Origin of the sequence: Nocardia australiensis, from assembly GCF_020733705.1 — a bacterium.
Taxonomy (GTDB): Bacteria; Actinomycetota; Actinomycetes; order Mycobacteriales; family Mycobacteriaceae; genus Nocardia; species Nocardia australiensis.
Genome location: NZ_JAJFZM010000001.1, coordinates 3,121,806 through 3,137,545, shown reverse-complemented (window position 1 = coordinate 3,137,545; position 15,740 = coordinate 3,121,806). Strand labels below are relative to the sequence as shown.

At 66.9% G+C, this 15,740-nt stretch carries 14 protein-coding genes and 1 pseudogene; 1 reads left to right on the top strand and 14 read right to left on the bottom strand.

Annotated features, from left to right (window positions below; translation table 11 throughout):
• Positions 1–140: 140 nt before the first annotated feature.
• The 12 genes and pseudogenes from LKE06_RS14225 to LKE06_RS14170 form a co-directional block, all read right to left on the bottom strand.
• On the bottom strand, positions 141–452 hold the full coding sequence (locus tag LKE06_RS14225; RefSeq protein WP_227999109.1) for a hypothetical protein: 312 nt from the start codon (positions 450–452) through the stop codon (positions 141–143).
• 53 nt (positions 453–505) lie between these two features.
• Positions 506–853: a hypothetical protein gene (locus tag LKE06_RS14220; RefSeq protein ID WP_227999108.1), complete on the bottom strand. Its 348-nt coding sequence runs from the start codon at positions 851–853 to the stop codon at positions 506–508.
• 125 nt (positions 854–978) lie between these two features.
• Positions 979–2,697 carry a VWA domain-containing protein gene (locus tag LKE06_RS14215; protein WP_227999107.1) on the bottom strand — a complete coding sequence of 573 codons (1,719 nt, stop codon included), beginning with the start codon at positions 2,695–2,697 and terminating at the stop codon, positions 979–981.
• A 58-nt stretch (positions 2,698–2,755) separates the two neighbouring features.
• A complete protein-coding gene (locus LKE06_RS14210) occupies positions 2,756–3,025 on the bottom strand; it encodes a hypothetical protein (protein WP_227999106.1) in 270 nt (89 codons plus the stop codon).
• 159 nt (positions 3,026–3,184) lie between these two features.
• The gene (locus tag LKE06_RS14205) at positions 3,185–4,246 is read right to left on the bottom strand and encodes an AAA family ATPase (RefSeq protein WP_227999105.1); all 1,062 of its coding nucleotides are present in this window, start codon (positions 4,244–4,246) and stop codon (positions 3,185–3,187) included.
• A 760-nt stretch (positions 4,247–5,006) separates the two neighbouring features.
• Positions 5,007–6,806 (bottom strand): BTAD domain-containing putative transcriptional regulator, encoded by a 1,800-nt coding sequence (locus tag LKE06_RS14200; protein ID WP_227999104.1) that lies wholly within the window; start codon positions 6,804–6,806, stop codon positions 5,007–5,009.
• A gap of 3 nt (positions 6,807–6,809) precedes the next feature.
• A complete protein-coding gene (locus tag LKE06_RS14195) occupies positions 6,810–7,547 on the bottom strand; it encodes a DUF8176 domain-containing protein (protein ID WP_227999103.1) in 738 nt (245 codons plus the stop codon).
• Positions 7,548–7,648: 101 nt separating this feature from the next.
• Positions 7,649–8,773: a lipase family protein gene (locus LKE06_RS14190; RefSeq protein ID WP_227999102.1), complete on the bottom strand. Its 1,125-nt coding sequence runs from the start codon at positions 8,771–8,773 to the stop codon at positions 7,649–7,651.
• A complete protein-coding gene (locus tag LKE06_RS14185; RefSeq protein WP_227999101.1) occupies positions 8,770–9,948 on the bottom strand; it encodes a cutinase family protein in 1,179 nt (392 codons plus the stop codon). The genes LKE06_RS14190 and LKE06_RS14185 overlap by 4 nt, the downstream gene beginning before the upstream one ends.
• A gap of 77 nt (positions 9,949–10,025) precedes the next feature.
• Positions 10,026–10,868, bottom strand: a complete 843-nt coding sequence (locus LKE06_RS14180) for a hypothetical protein (RefSeq protein ID WP_227999100.1) — start codon at positions 10,866–10,868, stop codon at positions 10,026–10,028.
• A gap of 543 nt (positions 10,869–11,411) precedes the next feature.
• Positions 11,412–11,691 (bottom strand): annotated as a pseudogene (locus LKE06_RS14175) (transposase); the annotation flags it as partial.
• A 73-nt stretch (positions 11,692–11,764) separates the two neighbouring features.
• Entirely contained in the window at positions 11,765–12,169 is a 405-nt protein-coding gene (locus LKE06_RS14170) for a MarR family winged helix-turn-helix transcriptional regulator (RefSeq protein ID WP_227999099.1), read from the bottom strand.
• Positions 12,170–12,235: 66 nt separating this feature from the next.
• Between LKE06_RS14170 and LKE06_RS14165 the strand changes: the two genes are divergently transcribed.
• Positions 12,236–13,147 carry an SDR family NAD(P)-dependent oxidoreductase gene (locus LKE06_RS14165; protein WP_227999098.1) on the top strand — a complete coding sequence of 304 codons (912 nt, stop codon included), beginning with the start codon at positions 12,236–12,238 and terminating at the stop codon, positions 13,145–13,147.
• Positions 13,148–13,552: 405 nt separating this feature from the next.
• Here LKE06_RS14165 and LKE06_RS14160 read toward each other — a convergent pair whose 3' ends face one another.
• Both LKE06_RS14160 and LKE06_RS14155 read right to left on the bottom strand, forming a co-directional pair.
• A complete protein-coding gene (locus tag LKE06_RS14160) occupies positions 13,553–14,305 on the bottom strand; it encodes a helix-turn-helix domain-containing protein (protein WP_227999097.1) in 753 nt (250 codons plus the stop codon).
• 95 nt (positions 14,306–14,400) lie between these two features.
• Complete coding sequence (locus LKE06_RS14155) at positions 14,401–15,672, bottom strand: cytochrome P450 family protein (protein WP_227999096.1); 1,272 nt, start codon at positions 15,670–15,672, stop codon at positions 14,401–14,403.
• Positions 15,673–15,740 lie beyond the last annotated feature (68 nt).

Below are 15,740 nucleotides of genomic sequence, written 5' to 3'. Positions count from 1 at the left end.
TCCATTCCGGAATGCCAACGACACGAGAGGAATTCGACTCGGGGAAAATTCTTGCGCCAGTGCGAGGTCGACTCGCGCCGGCGGCCTCACCGCGGGCCGGTAGGCGGACCGAGCACGAGGCCGGTCGGGGGTCGTGCCCACTACGAGTCGGCCTCGGCGGGCTGGGTGTCGGCGGCGGCGGCCGACTGTGCGTCGAGGGCCTCGCGCAACCGTCGTCCGCCGCCGGTCAGCTCGTAGTGCACGACATAGTCGAGTTCCCAGCTCTCGGCGCACTCGACGCAGATGGTGCAGCCGTGGTTACAGCGGTGAGGGTTGCCCACCAACAGGATCCGGCCGGGAGGGTCGTCGGCGCGGCGCAGCCTCACCACCACGTAGGCGTTGCCGCTGAGTTTGGCCTCGGGTTTGATCATGCCGTCCTCGTCGTGGCTCTTGGTGTTCTTCATCTGGGGCATGAATGTCTCCTGTTCGCGGTTCGAGATCGGGTTCGGTTGTGTCGCTGGCGGGTTCATTGGGACAGGTGCTCGTGCAGGGGGCCGGTGGTGCGGTCGAGCCACACGCTCACCGCGTGCCCGTGCCCGCCCTGGCGCATCCGGTCGGCGGCACCGGTGGCGTAGGCGGCGATGTCGTCGGGGTGCACGAGGTGAATTCGTGGGGCGGCGTAGCCGCCCGTGCCGCCGGTCACGTGCGCCACGGTGTACATGCCGCGTTCGTCGTGGGGGCCGGGCGCGTAGATGGCGAACTGGTCGCCGGTGATGGCGTTGGCGATGACGTAGATCGAGTCGAGGGCGACCGTGGTGGGGATCGGGGCGGCCTTGCTGGCGGGCCCGGTGGTGTCAGGTCGTCGCAGTGTCATCAGATCCTCTTTCGTTGTTGCCCGCGCGGTGCGGGGTTGTTGGGGCGAAACGGTGGGGCCGGGCCGTAGCCGGTGTGGCCCCGGTTCGGTGCCCCGGGCGCGGTATGCGCGCCCGGGGCACCGGGCTAGGCGGCGCGTACGGCGGCGGTCACGGCGCGGGCGATATCGGAGACAGTGGCGGCCGGGTCGGTGAGCAGGTGCGGGTTCGAGTTCTCCATCGGGCGTGATCGGCCGTCCGCCGGGGCAAGCCACAGCACCGCGCACCCGGTGGCGCGGAGCGCGTCGAGGCGTTTCTGGGCGCGGTTGCGGTTGCCGCCGCTGTATCGGCCGTCGGAGATGATCACCAGCAGCCGGGTCGCGCCGGGGCGGGCGAGGCCGAGGGCACCGTCGAGGGCCTCGATGGCGGTGTCGATGGCGTGATCACCGTCCGGGCAGTCGAAGTCGGTCACCCGGCCCGGGGCGATGTCGGGGTAGGTGATCGGGGCGACCGAGTTGCCGAATGTCACGGTCGCGGTGGTGGCGGGCATCGTGGCCAGCTCGGCGGCGCGGGCGATGATCCACGCAGCCGAGGCCACCGGGGCGGCGAACTTGCCCATCGAGCCGGACACGTCACACGCGATACCGACTCGCAGCGGCGGTTGTGGGGTGATTTTGCGGGTGGTGCGGGTGAACGGTTCGGCCGTGGGGATGGCCCCGGCGGCCAGCTGAGCGTGGCGGGCCAGCACGCCGCGCATCCGCACCCGGCCCGGCGGCAGCGCCGACGTCGTTCGCACGGCGGCCCGTTCGCGGGCGGCGGCGGTGTTGAGGGCCCGGGCCAGCACGCGGGCGGCGGACTGTTCGTCCTGGCGTGGCGCGCGAGGTGTGCGGATGCTTCTCGTCGTGCCCGGCCCCGAGCCGGAGCTGGTGCCGTCGCCGAACACCTTGCGCGCCTGATCGGCGGCTCGCTTGTCGGAACGATCGGCGGCGATGCGGGCTCGGGTGGCGTCCTCGGCCGGGTCGGGGTCGACCGGGGCTGCCAGTACCGAGCGGGTGATGTTGGCGATTGTGTCAGCGATCGCGCCCGACAGCGACGAGTTCGGCACGGGCTCGGCGTGAGGGTCTCTGCCGACGATGTCGAGCCAACGCTGCCCGAGCTCGAGCATGGCGGCGGCGTTGTCATCGGAGACCGTGTGTGCCTCTTGCCAGATCGCGCGCAGCTTGGCGAGGGTGCCGGTGCCGAGGATGGACTCGATCTCTTTTGCGGCGGGCGCGCATTCGGTTGCCTCGAGGACACCGCCGTCGACTCGCCCCAGGATGAGGGCGGCGTTGTGGGCGGCGGCGAACGGAGTGGGCGGGATCTGCCCGGCGGCCGTTGCGCCTCCGTTGTCGCCGATCATGATCTCGGTCGCGCTGGCGCGCAACCAATGCCGGTCGTCGGGGCGGCGGCGGACCTGGGCGGCCTCGATCCGGGACTCCTCGAGCAATATGGCGGCCTCGACAACGTCGGGGTTTGCCACCGGCGGTGGTTCCCATGCCGAGTGCTTGGCGTGGGCGCACTCGTGCACGAACGCCCCCCACACTGCCGCGTAGCGGGAGCGGTCGCGGTTGCGGTCCGGCCGCGCGGCCCCCGGGTGGATCGGCAGGCGGGCACCGTCTATCTCGATGGCGGCACGGTGGGGCATGAATACGGCCGGGTGGCCGTGAGCCGCGCCGGGCGCGATCGTGACGACCAGGTCGTCACGGTCTGCGATCGGCGGGGCCTGCGCAGTCAGCGCGGCGGAAAGGGTGTCCCAGCCATCAGCGGTGGCGGTGGCGGTGGCGGTGGCGGTGGCGGTGGCGGGGTCGGTGATCAGGTGTCCGGTCATGGCGCGGGTGCCTTTCGTGGCGGGCGGTGGTCAGATGCCGGGGCCGAGGGGCGGCCGGTCAGTACGTGTCGGGGTTCGCGTGCAGGGCAGAGAATTCGGCCTCGTCACCGATCGCGCGCCGGGCGAGCGGCGCGAGGGCGGTGACCCGGGCGATGGCTATCGCGACCCGTTCACCGTGGGGCGGGTCCAGCAGCTGGAGTCCGGCGGCGAGGTTGTGCCGTGTCTGTTCTGTCCGCCGGGCCAGCACGGCGAGCTCGTCGCGCAGATCGCGGACGGCGGCGATGTAGTCGTGGATCGCGATGGCCTCGGTGAGTGTGCGTTCGGTCATGTCGGAGTCCCTTCTCGAAATCGGTAGCTGCGGTAGCGGATTGAGCCGGTCGCGGGGCTCAGATACGGGGGCCCAGGGCCAGCGGGGCGTACTTGCTGCCGAACACGGCCCGCACGACATCGGCCACCACAGGTCGGTCGTCCTCGGGCGCGGCCCCGATCAGATTGGCGGCGGCGGTGGGGGTGTCGGTAGCGGCGGCGATCTTGGAAAACGCCAGCAACTCGCGCAGCTGGGGAGCCCACGCAACCTCGCCCTTTCCCGTCGGGTGGCCAGATTGCGCGCCACCTGCACCGCTTTCGGGTCGACCCCGAGCTGTTTGGCGAGGTCGTAGTCGCTGCCCACCTGCACCTGGAACGCGAACCGGGACGACAACGCGTCCGACAGGATGGCACCGTGCACCCCGGGGTTGTGCCCGGCCACCACGAAGAACCCCGGCTCAGCTTTCACGACCTCGCCGCCGTGGGCTTTGATGACGATCTCGCGGCGGCCGTCCATCGCCGGGTACACCACCGACAGCACGGTCGGCGGGATGAGAGTCGCGTCGTCGATGAACAGCACCCGGCCCTCGCGCATCGCCCGGACCAATGGCCCGTGCACGAAAACGAAAGTGCCGTCCGGGTTTTGGGTGTACTCGCCCACGAAATCGGCGACCGTGGTGTCCCCGTCGCCCTGCACGGTCAACAGGTCCCCGTAGGCGGCCTCGATGAGCGAGGTCTTGCCGGTTCCGGGCGGCCCGTACAGCAGCACCGGAACCTCGGCGGTGCGCATTGTTTGCAACACGTCAACATCGGCGCGCCCGGCGAGCTGGCGCAGGTGGTAGTCCTGCCCGTTCGGCCGGGCCACCGTGTTGCCCGTACGCGCCGGGGCGGCAGGCGTGGCCGGGGTGGCGTTCTTTTTGGTCCGGGGGCGGCGGGCCGGTTTCGGCTTGCTGGCGGCCGGGGTGGCAGGCGCGGCGGCGGCCGGGGCGGCGGCGGTGGCGGTGGTGGCGGTGGCGCGGTAGCGGCGGGGGGTGGCCGAGGTGCATTCGGCGTGCCCGGCGGCGACCAACGCCCCGAGGGCGTTGCCGACCGCGCCGGAGGACCGGTTGAGCCCGTTGGCGATTTCGCGGGGGGACTGTTCGCGGGCCGGGTCGGCGGCCAGCGTCTCGGCGACCATGCGCCGCAATTCCCCGTTCGGCAAGCGACCGGCGGCCGGGGTGGCGGTGGCGGGTGTGGTGGGCATTGCAACTCCTGAAAATTCAGTTCCGAATTCATGCGCCGTTTCCGGCACAGGTGCGGCGGGGCCGCCATTCGGATTTCTGCGAATTTCCCGGCGAATTCCGGGAACGGTTCGACGCTAGCTCGACCTCGAACGAGCTCACAACCCCAAAAGTGCGCGAATTTCCCGGAATTGTTCCGGACAACGGCGAGTCGCGCAGTGCAATACGAAAATGAAACGCGCACGGCAATACTCACACACGACGACGGACGACCGGCCAAATGAATGGAAAAGCAATCAAGAAATTAAAGAAGAACGAGGAAGGAAGGGGAACAAGACGAAAGAGAACAGCAGGAGGCGGACACGGGCTGGACACCGGAGACGAGCACGGGCGGACCGGCTACGCATGTCTATATAGCTTTGTATATAGACAATCCTGGATGACATCCGCGCGGATACATGCCCGTCTACCTGCGAATATACCGGCTACCGGTGGGGATATTTGACCGCCCCACGTAGTTCCGCACGTATTTCCCCATGTATTTCCCCACGTATCGTCCGCATGAACTCGCAGAGAGATTTCGGGAGCAAATTTCCGGAGATTTCAACGCGATTCGACTTGCGGGAGAACTCTCCGCAGTGAAAAATCCGACCATTTCAGCAATTCTGAAGGAATTGCAAAATCTCCATGGTCCCCGCTTGCCACCATTTCGTAATAACGGGAAATATGGTCGACACGTTAATCGATAAACCGCGAATCGGAAACATCCGGGCTACGTTTTATCTATTTCGTGGTGTGGCCGAGACGTTCGAGGAGCTGCCGGGTTTCGCGACTCGGAGTTTGACCGATTTCGGCGAGTGTGCGGGTCAGGAGTGTGTAGGTGCGGATGAGTGCGGCGTTTTCGCCGAGGCGTGCGTGGAGACGGAGAATGTCTTGCCAGACCGATTCGTTGTAGGGGTCGTTCTCGACGGTTGTCTCGAGCAGTCCCAGGGTGGCGCGGGGGTCGTTTTCGGTGTTGCGGGTGGCCAGCCAGCTCAAGGCATTGAGGGAGGTGCGGCGGGCTGATTCGCGGAGCGCTTCGACCCAGGTGTCGGTGAGGTCGCTGGCCAGTTCGCTGGTGGCCAGATCCGCGATACGGCGGGCGGCAGCGGCCTGCTCGGCGTCGCTGCTCGCGCGGCGATGCGCGGCGACGGCGCTGGTGAAGTCCCAATAGTCGACTCCGAGCAGCGGGCCCGCCAGGCGGAACTGGAGCCGGTCGTCGGACAGCACGCTGGTGATCTGACCACCGGTGGCGGTAGTGATCGCGGCGCGTAAACGGCTCAACGTGTTGGCGAGAGCACTACCGCCCCGATCCCTGGGCCGCTGGCTCCACAACAGCTCGATCAATTGCTCTCGCGACAACCCCTCGGGATGCAGGGCGAGCACGGTCAGCAGCTCGCGGATACGCGGCTGCAACTGCGAGGTGATCTCCACGCTGTCCGCGGTTCCGGGTGCACGCCAGAAGATCCGGGTCGGTCCGAACACTCGTAACGTCAGCGCAGGCCCGGCCTGGTCCGGCGTCGGGACCGGTGCGGAGTCCGCGATCTCGGTCTCGGGGTGAGGGCCGGGCTCGGGCGCCGCGGCGAGGTCGACCGTTCCCGGTTGGCCGGCGTCCTCGGCCTCGACGACGAGCACAGACTCGGGAACCGGTGCAGGCGTGCCAATTTCGGCGGGTTCCACGACCACTGGCTCCGGCACGCGAGGGCGTGGTGCGGGCACAGGCGCGGAGTCGACGCGGTAGATCCTCGGCCCACTGTCGTCGCGGCGACTCGGGCGTTGCTGGCGGGCAGCGTGGGATGTGTGCAGCTGGGCGAGGCATTCGCGGCGGCCCTCGGCACGGAGCTGGAGTTCGACGGCGGTGGTGATGAGCCGGGCGGGCGGGATCAGGTGCCGCCGTGCGCGGCGGCCCGCCAGTAGCGCCTGGGCACCGGCGGGGGTGGCGGGCAGGGTGCCCAGTACCGGGAGCCCGATCGCGGCGGCGTAATCGCGGCTGGCACCGATCAGCACGATGCCGCGAGGGCGTCTGCGGCGGGTGAGCGCAAGGATTCGCCGCGCGGCCAGCTCGGGGTCACTGTGCTCGGCGCGCACCACGACCAGGCACGCATCGGCGGCGGCGATGACCGGATGCGGGGGCGAATCAGGCTCGGGCACACCGCAATCGGCGAACACGGTCGCACCGAGCGTCCGCCAGCTGGCGTGTGGCTCGGTGAGCAGTTCGGCGGCCAGGACGGCTCGAGCGGGGTCGTGGTCCGGTGGCGCGGCCAGCAGAGCTTCCCCGCCGGGCAGGAACTGTACATGCTGTGCCAGCAGATCCGGGGTGACTGGCTCGCCGGGGGTGGTCCTGCGGGCGAGGCTCGCCAGCCCGAGATGCGGGTCCGCGCCGACCATTTCGGCGAGCTGACCGCCTGCGGGGTCGGCTTCCACGATCAGAGCGGTTTCCGGGCCGCGCCAGGCGTGGGCGAGGGCGACGGTGGTCGTGGTGGTTCCGGCGCGAGGGCTCAGTCCGGCGACGGCGATCAGTAACGGCCTTTGACCTGTACTCATGCCCTATCCCTGGTTCTGGAAGTTGGAGATCAGCAGCGCGGTGCCGGTGTCGGCGGGGCGGGTGTTGATCAGTTGGAGGTAGTCGATGCGTGTGCGGTCCGGGTGCATTTCGGCGATGTGGACGTTCGCTGTACTCGGGGTGATCGGGGTGATCGCCACGCAGTGCCGGGTGCCCGGCGGGATGGTCGCGATGCCCGCGGCGAGGGCGTCGGCGGTGATCCCGGTCTCGGGCGCGAGTAGCCCCGTCGCCTTCCCGGCGTCGCGGTCGAGGTAGTAGGCGGCCTCGAACGAGGCGATCAGCCCGGCCAGGGTGGCGGGGTCACCCGCACGGTCGGTGACCACCGTGCCGGTGAGCGCCGCGCACGGGCCCTGCGGCGTGGTGCTCGGACTCGGCGGTACTGCCGTGGCGTGCACCTGCTCGCCCGTCGTGGCGGTGTCGGTAACTGCTCCTGCGGCGATACCGGCCAGCAGGGCGATGATGGCCGCCAGGGCGGCCCAGGCTCCCCGTGGCAGGCGGTCCCCGATGCCGACCCACCATCCGGAAAACCAGCCGATGTCGGCCGTGTCGGGAGTGTCGCGTAGCGGAACGAGCCAGAACTCCTCGCGCGCGGGTGGCTCGTCGGGCTCGTCGACGCCGAAGCTGGCGTCGGCAACGACGCCCGGGTCCGCAGGGGACGGGGGCAGATCGACCCACGCTTCGGCGTCGTCGTCATCGGATGGACTGCGGGGATACCTCGCCATTCATCTCGCCTCGCCTCGGATCGGAGTGTCTCCGGACCTGCCCGCACCCCGAGGTGGGGAAGTGGGATCGCGGGGTGCGGGCAAGGGTTCCCCCGGAGGGGTCAGGGGTGGCTCGTGCGGTCGGCGTCCTCGGGTCCGGACGACGCCGGATCGCTGGCGATGTCGTGGGTGAGCCGGGCCAGCACATCGGGGATGGCCCAGTGCGCGGTGCTGTGGTGATCACCGTCGTACTCACGCCAATCGACACGGGTGCCGCGCTGCCGGTAGGCGATCAGGGCACGTCGACCCGCGCGCACCGGCACGATCGGATCGAGCGCACCGTGGTACAGGTGCAGCGGCACAACCGTTTTCACGTGCGCGAGGGTCTCGAGCGCGAGCACCCGACGCCACCACTGGTTGTTCCACGGGTCGGGCTCACGGCACCAGTGCGCCAACGGTTCAGGGAACCGTTGCAGCAACTCGGCAACCGTGAGGTGTCCGGCCTCGGCGGCAGCGACGAGCCCGTCCTCGTTCAGCACCTGACGCAACGGGAGATGGTCGTAGGCACGGGCGAGCCCGACCAGCCCGGCGAACGCCAGGCCAGCACCGTTGCCCCGGCCGAGCAGGGCAGCCAGCACCGCCAGGTCGGAGGCAACCGCTCCAGCAGCGACACCGCGCAGGTCGACCTCGGCGGCATACCAGGGTTGCAGCTCGCCCGCTACTGCCGCGATCCGGCCGCCGTCGGCGTATCCCCAGGCCACCACGGGCGCGATCGGCACATCGAGGTGCGAGCCTCGGTAGAGCGCACGAGCGAGATCGAGCATCGGCTTGGCACCGGCCGCGCGAGCGGCCAGGAAGGTGTGCGGACCGGTACCCGCGCCGAGGCCCTGCCCGTCGGGAATGGCAACGACCCAGCCCCGCGCGAGAGCGGCCTCGATGCCGACGATGTCGTACTCGGCTCCGGTAGCGAGCAGCTGCGAGGGCGCGCACTGTCCACCGAGCCCGTGAAAAGGCGGGCAGTACAGCAGGATTGCCCCGGTTCCGGGATCGGGAACCTCGTCGGGGATCAGCACGATCGCCGAGGCCGCGATCGGCTGCGAACGCGAATCGGTAGACACGTAGACGATCTGCCACGCTCCGGCCGCGCCCGTCAACTGCGGGGCGAACACCGGCCGCGTGCGTACGACGTCTCCGGCGCGCACGTCTTCGAGCGGGATGGGTGCGGAGTAGAAGTCGCTGATGGTCATGATTGATTCCCGGCGAGGTCGTGGGCCAACGCGGTCATCCACGCGACCCCGCTGGCAAGTTCGCCTGCGACGGCGTAGCCGGTGTGGCGACCATGGATGTCGGCGTAGCGAAGCCACACGCCCGGATTCGTCAGGTCGGCGTTGTCACAGACGAACTGTCCCCACGCAGCCGAGAGCTGCCCCGCCAGTTTCGGCAACTGCCCGAACGGATCAGCGGCCACGACCCCGGTGATCTGCCCCCACCGGGCCGACGCAGCAGCGCTCTCCTGCGGGCTGACAGGCGGAGTACGGGGATCGGCGGCATCGGTGAGCCGATCAGCCAGACTCGCCGCGGGCACGTAATCGACGAGCCCGGGAGCGAGGCGGAAGTCACTGTTCACCACCGTGGTCCAGGCATCACCCAGCACGCCTGAGAGCAGCGCCTGGATCGAACTCAGGGCGGCCAGCGGGTCACGCAGATCCGCTTGGGCGGCGATCTCGGCGGCCATCCGCAACAGGGCGACGCGTTCGGGTGCCGCGCAACTCAAGTCGCCCTCGACACAAATCGAGGACACGCGACCGGTCAGCGCACCGTAGTCACCGCCCTCACCGCGGGCGATGCCGCTCCCGGACACGGGCGCGGTGGTGATCGCCACGCCTGAGACGGCTGCCCCAGAGGTTCCCGGGGCGGGGTCGGGAGTGAGTTGGCCGGGGCGGCCGGGAATCACGGGCGAGTCCGGGGCCCGGTCGGGATCGGAGTACAGGGCGATCCCCGCCACCCGCTCGGGCGGGACGGGTCCTTCGCCCGCGCCGACGGCGCGGGCGAATTCCGAGACCACTTGCGCGCCTTGGGAATACCCGGCCACCGCCAAGGCGGTGGCCGGGCAGTCAGTGGCGATCCGGTCAGCGGTGGCGGTGAGCGCGGCCACCCCCTGCCCCATCGAGTCCGCGTAGGAGTCGCCGCCGCCACCTGTGCCTACCGCACCTCCGAACCCGGCCGGATACGGAATGTAGGTGCGCGCCACCAGGTCCGGCACAGCAGCGACCACCGGGCCGAGCAGATATCCGAGCATCCCGGTGTCGGCGGTCGGCGAGGCGCCCAGGGAGGACTCTCCTGTGCCTTGCACTCCGAGTAGATGCAAAGCCGGGCACCCGTTCATCGGCACTTCGGCCGCGCTCGGTGCCGACGCACTCATCACGCCACCAGTGCCAAGCGCCGCCGCCATCACAACTGCCGCGAGGACACGCGCATGGTTGCTGTTCGTTGTGCGGATCATGGCTGCCCAACCCCCACACCCGCACCGAACCCCGCACCCACCGTGCCACCAGCGACCGCACCGACCACCGCAGCGGCACCGCCCAGCAGAGCCGCTCCGGCGGCAGCGCCCGCCGCCGCACCGACAGCGGTCCCCGCCACCCCGGAAGTCACCGTCCCGAGGACCGGTACCGGTATCACCGTGCCGACCAGAGCACCGGCGATACCGCCGACGGTGCCGCCGACCAGACCCCCGACGACCGCGCCGAGGGCCGCGACCGGTGCTCCGGCAACGACCGCGCCACCGGCACCACCGAGGGCGGCCCCGCCCAAGGTGGCGCCGCTGACCCGATCGGACCGTCCGGCGGGGATGCCGACCGAATCGAGTGCGGTCGCGACTTGCGCCTCAGCGCCTGCCGCGGTGTCGTTGATGGCGTCGGCGCACTCTGGGGGTAGCCAGTCCGGGCGCGGTGCTTCCCACTGCCCGACCCGAATTGTGTTCTCCGGCGGCTCGATCGGCGCTACCGGTTCCACCGGTTCGGGCAGATGCAGATCCTCGATCGCGATCGGCTCCACAGGTTCCTCCACCAATGGTGCCGGGCGTGGCCCGGATCCGTTGCGGATCTCGGGGGCCTGCTCGTAGTACACCGGGGGCGGTGCGGGTTCGGGTTCCGGCGGCGGAGGTGGGGTGGAGGTGCCTGGCTGCGCGGGGCTGGTGACACCGGGCTGATCAGTGATCGCCGCTGGCGCACCGGTCGCGCTCGCGGTGGCCACCGACAACAACATCACGATAGGCACCACACCGGCGACAACCGTCGTGGCGCCGTGAGACAGAGTGGTGTGCACACGGTTTCGGCGCACATCGCCGATTCCACGGCACTGGACCAGACGTGAACGGGGAGATTTCCGTGATTTGGACATGCCGAATAAACCCTTCATCGGTCAGGGCGATAAATGAGAAAGAATGGTGAATACGCGGGAGCGGGTGCGTGCCCTCCCGACCCTCCCAGAGGCGAAAGCGCCTCTGGGAGGCCACTTCTCAGGTGTTCACGTCACACGAATATGAAGACTATCGACAGCGCCTGCCACACCACGTTCAAGGCGTTGGATGCCACGATCAGGCCATCGTTCAGGATTTGGAGGGGATCCACATTGTTTCCTTTCAATCGGTTCAGGATTACTGCTCCATCCAAACCGTGAAACCTCATGGAATACCAGGGTTTACGCTCACCTATTTTCCGGTAATGCTCAGATCGTTAAACCGCTATTCCCGGCATGTCCAGCGCTTTTGCTGAGGAATTGCCGCTGGGAACGTCAATGAAATTTTTTGCTGGATCTCCTGCACGGCACACTGATTCGTGGCGGGGCACGACCATGGATGGCTCGTCGGTGAGCTACCCCGTTTGGGGGCAACTCGCGGGCGAAGAACGCCGCGGCCCGCCGCAGGATCTCGTTCTCCTGCTCGAGCAGGCGGTTGCGCTTGCGCAGTTCCCGCAGCTCGGCGGACTCCTGATCAGTCACGCCGGGACGGACACCGTCCTCGATGTCGGCCTTCCCCAGCCAGTTGTGCAGTGTGGCCTCTTCAGATTCCGAAGCCCTTGGCGATCCGGGACAACGGTGCATCGCCCTTGCGGGCGACCGCCACGACGTCACGGCGGAATTCCGCGGGGTAGGGCTTGGGCATGCTCGATGATCCTTCCAGGTGAGGATCAATCCTCACCGGTCAGGAGTCAACCAAAGCCGGGGCAGACCGACCTTCACGCGCTTATAGCAGCGATTATGTGGGCGAGTGTTGCGCGTTCGTGCTCGGTCAGGTTCTTCAGTGGGCTGACGGACGTGAGAGCGTCGCCGAGTCGGTTGCGTACGCGAGCTCCTGCATCGGTCAACACGACGACTTTCCGCCTGCCGTCTGCCGGGTCTGCTTTCCGTTCGGCGTAGCCACGGTGTTCGAGTTGAGTCACGAGGAACGTGGCGTTGGAGGCGTTGCACCGCAGTGCGGCTGCAAGCTCGGACATCGTTAGGTCGGTGCGGCGTGGCTGAATGTTCCAGAGGGTGTGTGCTGTAACGAGCGTCAGACCCTCTTCTGCAACGAACGGTTCGAATTCTTCGCTGATCTGTAGTGCGAGTTCTTGGATTCGCAGCGTCGCGTCGAGGATGTCCACAACTCAAGAGTAGCATTCCTTCAAGTGTTGAAGTATATTTTGCTTCAACACTTGAAGGAGATTCGGATGATAGAACTAGAGCGCCTTGAAGGGCGAATCGTCGCTGTCACAGGGGCGACATCGGGGATCGGATACTTCGTTGCCGAAGGGCTTGCAGGCCTGGGTGCAGAGGTGATTGTTGTGGGGCGCTCCGAAGAGCGGGGTCGTATTGCCATTGATCATTTGCCCCACCCTGAACGACATCGCTTCCTGGCGATGGATCTGACCGACGTCGACTCCGTCCGTCGTGCGGGCGGAGAACTACGGGATACGCGCCACCTAGACGGTCTCGTAATGAATGCAGGCTTGATCGCCGCACCGAAGTCATACACGCAAGGCCCCTTCGGCGTCGAGGTCACCGTGGGTACAAACGTCCTCTCACATGTCGAACTACTGCGTCTCGCGCTTCCATCGCTAGAGCGAGCCCCACACGCCAGAGTGGTGAGTATAGGGAGCATGCTGACGCGCCGCATCCCGTTCGACCAGTCGAACTGGTTGGCTCAGCAGTACTACCGCCCACGAGTTGCGTACGCTATGTCGAAACACGCGACGGAGATTCTGGGGTTCGAACTTTCCCGGCAACTACGGGCCAAGGGTTCGTCAGTTGAGTCCATCGTCGCCCATCCGGGCGGAGCGATCGATGCACTTACCCCAGATCGGTCAGGAATTCACACTCGGCCAGGTGTACTCCGCCTAGCGGCACGGATGCTCACCCCCGTCGTTTCCTCGTTGGCCCAAGGCAAAGACTCGGCCGCTGAACCAGCAGTAGCGGCGATCGCCGCGAGCGACCTACCCAGCGAGGCATACATAGGTCCGCAACGGGTTGCTTCCGGCCCGGCCTCGATCGCCACACCCGTTTCCACGAGCCAAGATCCTGAGCTCGGCTCGTTGCTCTGGCATGAGGCTGAACGCATTCTCCAAGCGCCCATCCTCACTTAAGCAGCGGACTGTCTATGGGGCTGCGTACTTCCGTCGAAGTCGTCGTCCAGTTCAAAGACCGCCGCGCCGCTTGGTTGAGAATCGCCAGCCAGGCAGAGGGAGCCTTAGCGCGCATGTGCTCCGAAGCCGGGTGCGAATCTTGTGATCGTTGTAAACGCCGGCGAGACGTGGACGGCCGTTCGCGGAGGTGCGGTCATGGTTAGGCATATCCCAACCATGACTTCCGGTATCAGCTCTCCGGTTGATGACCAGTGGTTCGTCCGATTTCGCCCGCGCTTGCGTTCACCAAGACGCACTAGCTAGTGGAAACTCCACCACCACCGAGGGGCGGTGCCGTGTAGCACGTGCAACGCCCTCCCCTACCTCATCGTTGACCGCGTCGAAAAGGCTGGCGCACCGTGTGGTCTATGCTTCTGCGGTGAGGTTTCGGGGGCCGGAGTAAGGCTTGGGAATGGCGGTAACGAGCAGGACCGTCATGTCCTCGACCATCGGGGCGATGCTGAGCCGGTAGGAGACTAGTTCGCCGTTCGTGGGGTCGCGGACGTGGAGCAGGGCATCGCTGTCGCGGCCGTAGTTCACGTCGAGACTCGAGGCCCAGAGGCGACGAAATTCCCTATTCGGTCCGAGATGCCCTACAAGGTCGCGGGCTTGTTGAGAGTTTCGGTAGAGCCCGAGGATTGCTTTGTCGTAGGCGACATTCCATGCGGCCTCCTTCTCCCAGTCCACCCAGACTTCTTTCGCGATGGGGCTGAATATCCATGTCGCGATCGAGTAGGTCTTTTCGAGGCCGGGCATGATCGATAGAAAGAGGTCGTTACAGGCCAAGACCTGCCAACTCGGGTCGATGTATGCGGCGAGCACGCCTCGGTGCGCGAGATCATCGATATGACTCATCCAATCGAGGTCCGAGGTCACGCCTTCGCGGAGCCTTTCTGTCGGCACGAGATCAACTGGTGGAGAACGTAGTTCGCGTAGGTGACGTGCTAGAGACGGGTCGACTTTGTATCCAGCGATGAGCGCTTCCAACGTTTCGAGCTTCGGCAGGCACTTGTCGGCTTCGATGTCGTATAGGTACGAGCTGCTGACGCCGTGACGGTCGCGAGCGGCTAGGCGCGTCAGCCCTAGGTCCTCACGGATCAATCGCAAGGTGGTGCCCAACATCGGGATGCGCGGAGGCGGTGGCACGTTGGTTCGTGAACGGTATACAGAGGTCCTGGCCGCCGGACCCGCGCGGCGATTCGCAGCGGCGAGGTTCATGTGAGGTGGACCGGTAGGCCGGCGTGTCCGTTGGAGATGAAACTTTTGACGGTGCCCCGGTGTGTCGGATTGTCGGTGGCCAGGCGCAAATTCGGGAAGCGGTCGAACAGTGCGGGCAGTGCGATGGTGGCTTCCAGTCGAGCCAGGGATGCACCGAGGCAATGGTGTGCGCCGTGCCCGAAAGACAAGTGAGTCTTGTCGGTTCGGGTGATATCGAAGAGGTCGGCGTCCGGGCCGTGGGTTTTCGGGTCTCGGTTGGCGGCGGCGTAGGAAGCCAGGATCGGGTCACCTCTGGCGATGATGATTCCGTTGAGATCGATGTCGTCGACGGCATAGCGCAGGGGCAGGTGCGCGATGGGTGCCTCGAAACGCAGTGTTTCCTCGACCACATCGGCCCAGTCGGCATGGCCGGTTCGCAGGGCCGTGTACTGGTCGAGGTGGGTCAGTAGTGCGAAGATGGCGTGGTCGAACAGGTTGACGGTGGTTTCGTGCCCGGCGCTGAGCACCAGTAGCAGGGTGTCGATGAGTTCCTGCTCGGTGAGCTGCTCGGCCTTCATGTCCTCAATGAGTTCTTCCTGGCTGCGCTGTGAGTTCTCCCCGTCGCACTGGTTGATCAGCAGGCTGGTCATATCGTCACCGGGGTGGGCGCGACGGTAGGCGACCAGATCGGCGAAAACGCTATGTATCCGCGTGCCTTTGGCTGCGGATTGTTCTGGGGTCTGTGGTGAGGTGTCGAATAGTTCGTCGACGCACCTGCGCAGCGGGGTGTGGAGATGGTGGGGTACTCCCATCAACTCCGAGATCACCCGGATCGGCAGCGGATAGGCGAAACCCTCACGCAGATCGACTGTTTCGCCAGGCGACGTGTTGCTGAGGTTTGTGAGCAACTCGTCGGTAATGGCCGCGATCCACTCGCGCATGGCGTTGGTACGCCGGGCGGAGAACGCGGGGGAGATGAATTTGCGTAGTCGCCGGTGAGCGGATCCGTAGGCGGTGAACATGTTGTTCGGCGCCACCCACATGTACAGCGGCCACGTCGGGTCGATCGCGCCGTTGATGAACGCGGGCCAGTGCTGGCGAGGATCCTTGGATACTCGTGGGTCGACCAGTAGCTCCTTGAGTAGTTCGGGGTCGGTTATCGCCCATGCCCGGATCCTGCCGGGTAACTCGATCAGGGTGGCGGGTCCGCGGTCCCGGATACGGGCGGCTTCGCCCTGGATATCGGTCCCGTTGGGGTCGAGCACGATCGAGCTGAAATGTGCGTCCATCAGGTCTCCTCAAACAGGCTTGCGGTATTGGCTTGCCGCACAAGACTATTCAGATATCGAAGACCGGA

Excerpts from the sequence above, each read along its gene's own strand:
- LKE06_RS14165 (WP_227999098.1), top strand. The coding sequence starts at position 12,236 with ATGATAGAACTAGAGCGCCTTGAAGGGCGAATCGTCGCTGTCACAGGG.
- LKE06_RS14205 (WP_227999105.1), bottom strand. The coding sequence starts at position 4,246 with ATGCCCACCACACCCGCCACCGCCACCCCGGCCGCCGGTCGCTTGCCG.
- LKE06_RS14200 (WP_227999104.1), bottom strand. The coding sequence starts at position 6,806 with ATGAGTACAGGTCAAAGGCCGTTACTGATCGCCGTCGCCGGACTGAGC.
- LKE06_RS14225 (WP_227999109.1), bottom strand. The coding sequence starts at position 452 with ATGCCCCAGATGAAGAACACCAAGAGCCACGACGAGGACGGCATGATC.
- LKE06_RS14210 (WP_227999106.1), bottom strand. The coding sequence starts at position 3,025 with ATGACCGAACGCACACTCACCGAGGCCATCGCGATCCACGACTACATC.
- LKE06_RS14190 (WP_227999102.1), bottom strand. The coding sequence starts at position 8,773 with ATGACCATCAGCGACTTCTACTCCGCACCCATCCCGCTCGAAGACGTG.
- LKE06_RS14185 (WP_227999101.1), bottom strand. The coding sequence starts at position 9,948 with ATGAGTGCGTCGGCACCGAGCGCGGCCGAAGTGCCGATGAACGGGTGC.
- LKE06_RS14155 (WP_227999096.1), bottom strand. The coding sequence starts at position 15,672 with ATGGACGCACATTTCAGCTCGATCGTGCTCGACCCCAACGGGACCGAT.
- LKE06_RS14195 (WP_227999103.1), bottom strand. The coding sequence starts at position 7,547 with ATGGCGAGGTATCCCCGCAGTCCATCCGATGACGACGACGCCGAAGCG.
- LKE06_RS14215 (WP_227999107.1), bottom strand. The coding sequence starts at position 2,697 with ATGACCGGACACCTGATCACCGACCCCGCCACCGCCACCGCCACCGCC.
- LKE06_RS14220 (WP_227999108.1), bottom strand. The coding sequence starts at position 853 with ATGACACTGCGACGACCTGACACCACCGGGCCCGCCAGCAAGGCCGCC.